Source organism: uncultured Campylobacter sp. (genome assembly GCF_938040115.1).
In the GTDB taxonomy this organism is placed as follows: domain Bacteria; phylum Campylobacterota; class Campylobacteria; order Campylobacterales; family Campylobacteraceae; genus Campylobacter_A.
Map to the genome: position 1 here is coordinate 1 of NZ_CALHXD010000194.1, position 2,490 is coordinate 2,490.

The 2,490-nt window shown below is 39.0% G+C and carries 4 protein-coding genes and 1 pseudogene; 3 read left to right on the top strand and 2 right to left on the bottom strand.

The window, feature by feature from the left end; translation table 11 throughout:
• The first annotated feature begins 219 nt into the window (after positions 1-219).
• The gene (locus Q0314_RS06735) at positions 220-651 is read left to right on the top strand and encodes a cupin domain-containing protein (protein ID WP_122874257.1); all 432 of its coding nucleotides are present in this window, start codon (positions 220-222) and stop codon (positions 649-651) included.
• 88 nt (positions 652-739) lie between these two features.
• Positions 740-862, top strand: a complete 123-nt coding sequence (locus tag Q0314_RS06740; RefSeq protein WP_277418951.1) for a hypothetical protein — start codon at positions 740-742, stop codon at positions 860-862.
• A 143-nt stretch (positions 863-1,005) separates the two neighbouring features.
• On the opposite strand, the pseudogene Q0314_RS06745 reads toward Q0314_RS06740, so the two are convergent.
• Positions 1,006-1,152 (bottom strand): annotated as a pseudogene (locus Q0314_RS06745) (UDP-glucose 4-epimerase GalE); the annotation flags it as partial.
• A gap of 71 nt (positions 1,153-1,223) precedes the next feature.
• The gene (locus Q0314_RS06750) at positions 1,224-1,697 is read right to left on the bottom strand and encodes a hypothetical protein (RefSeq protein ID WP_298057714.1); all 474 of its coding nucleotides are present in this window, start codon (positions 1,695-1,697) and stop codon (positions 1,224-1,226) included.
• 516 nt (positions 1,698-2,213) lie between these two features.
• Here Q0314_RS06750 and Q0314_RS06755 point away from each other — a divergent pair.
• A partial coding sequence (locus Q0314_RS06755; RefSeq protein WP_297948539.1) for a helix-turn-helix transcriptional regulator occupies positions 2,214-2,490 on the top strand: 277 nt, incomplete at its 3' end.

Below are 2,490 nucleotides of genomic sequence, written 5' to 3' on the forward strand. Positions count from 1 at the left end.
CTCCTGCCAAAGCGCCCTATCAAAGCCGATCGAGGCGTTAAACTCCTCCAAAAGCTCGCTACTCTCACCGCTAAACCTACCCGACCACATTTTTTTTGGATTTTCTTGCATCGTTTTTCCTTTTTGCGCTAAATTTTGGCTTTGATTTTAGCTCAAATCCACTTAAATTTCACGCCGTATTCACTCTGCGCGGCTAAAATGAACGAAAAAGGAGCAAAAATGAAAAAGCGAATTTATCACGTAAGCGAGGTCGCAAAGAGCGGAGAAAAGGCGAGAAAAACGATATTTTGCGAGACGGACGCCACTAGCTGCGCGGTCTGGGTCGTGCGAGCCGGCCAAGAAGTCGCGGTGCACGCACACACTAAAAGCGACGACGTGTGGGTGTGCTTGCAAGGCGAGGGCGTGTTTTATCTTAGCAAAGAGGGTACGAGCGAGGCCGAAAAGACGGCGGGCGGACTTTTGGATAACGGCGAGCAGGTAAATTTTAAGAGTGAGCGACCCGCTAAATACAGGCAAGTCTCGGTCAAAAAGGGCGATGTGGTGATCTCGGCTAAGGGCGAGTGCCACGGCATGAAAAACACCGGCAAGGAGGATTTTATCTTTATCAGCGTTATCACGCCGTTGCCCGCTGATTACGTGGCGCTGGGGTAAATTTAAGCTAGCAAGAGTGGGGCTTATCGCGTGGGAAATGAAAATTTGTAGCATTTTAGGTATTTGTTGATTTTTGCTGCGTGTAAATTTGACAAAAGCACATAGCGGCGAAATTTTAAAAATTTACGGCAGCAAGCTAAATTTGACGCCGATAAATAACGCTGAAGCGATCGCGGTGCACGGCGATAAATTTGAAATTTTAGGACGTTAAATTTAGACGCGTGCCATTCTAAGAGCACGCCTAAATTTAGAAAACGGCGCTTAAATTTTACGCGCTAAAGCCTGCGTAAATTTTAAAATTTAAAAACGGCGACGGCTAAAACAGTCCAAAAAATACAGTTGGCGACGCAAGCTAAATTTACTCTTCGCAAAAATCCCGTTTAAATCATCCTCTAAATTTGCCTTTACGAACTTGAATTTACCAATTTTTGTGAGCGCGTCAAGCGCCTTTAGCACATGAGAGCCGATGTAACCCCCTCCGCCTGTTATTAAAATTTTCATTACCCTGTCTTTAGCGCAAAAAGTTAGGCTGATAAATGATAACCCAACTTTTAAATATGTCTAGAAAACATTTACTTAGTTCTTGTTTGTTTTAGTGTTTGCAGAGTATCAAAATCCAACACTTCACGCGTCGATGAATAGCCTTCAAAATAACCTTTTCTTCTTAAATCATCACGCCATTCCACAAGCATCTTATTCGCCAATATTCTAGCCGTAGCAAAATCGTGTTTTTCATAATATTCACTTAGTATAAAGCAAGTTGTTAGCATCGTTAATGTGGCGCGCTCCTCTAAGCTAATATTTGTATTTCTCAACATTTCAACGATTTCTAAAGCATATCTCGTCATTAAATCATAAATTTGAGAATTACTTAAACTTGTATGATATTTTACAAATCTTTTATACTCTAAGACTACTTCAGGGTCAAGATCAAGTCTTGGTTCACTGTTTTTTATCTTATATATTGTTATTGCAAGTGCAATCATCAGCGAAAGTCCATTGGTTGCCTGAACCAAAACCAAAGCCGCTACCCATATCCAAATCATGTTTAATCCTTAACTATGATAATAAATTTAAAAGCAGTGCTATGCCTAAAATAAAAGTGGCATAATTTATAAAAATAGCACTCGGAGAAGTTTCAAAATACGGATTATTTAGTTTTACCAAATTCACCAATAAACAAAGAACAAGAAAAATGGCGAATAATACTCCTAAAAACATATCGCTTTTCTCCTATTTAAAAATATCGGCAATGATAAAAATCAAAGAAATTACTATTGCCCACTTTGATATAAATCTAAAAATCGTTGCATAGCCGTTTACCTTTAGCGTAATGTCACGGCTTGGAAGCCCCCCTTAAAAAGTCTTCTTCCATTCTCACCATGGTTGCCTTATATATTGGGTTAACAAAAATAAACATTACAGAAAAAACAATCAGACAAAAAATAGCCACAATCAATCCTTTTACATTTTATTATCTCTATAGACATAATCGCCATAGCAAGTTGATAAAGAATTATATGAGGAATAAACTTATAGAAAACTTTTCTATAGGAATGAACGTGTTAAATCTACCTGAGATAACGACGGACGAGGAAAACGAACGGTTTTTTGATACCGTGGCTTCAAACGTAAAACGGATGCGACAAGAAAGAAATCTAAGCCAGTTAGAGACGGCTCTAAGTATCGGACAAGCCTCGGGCGGATTTTACGCGAATATGGAAAATAACGCCCACGGCAAGCACTTTAATCTACTTCATCTTTTTAAGCTTTCAAAACTTTTTAACTGCAATATAAACGAGTTTTTTAAGGAAATAACAGAGAGCAATGAAGATAGAT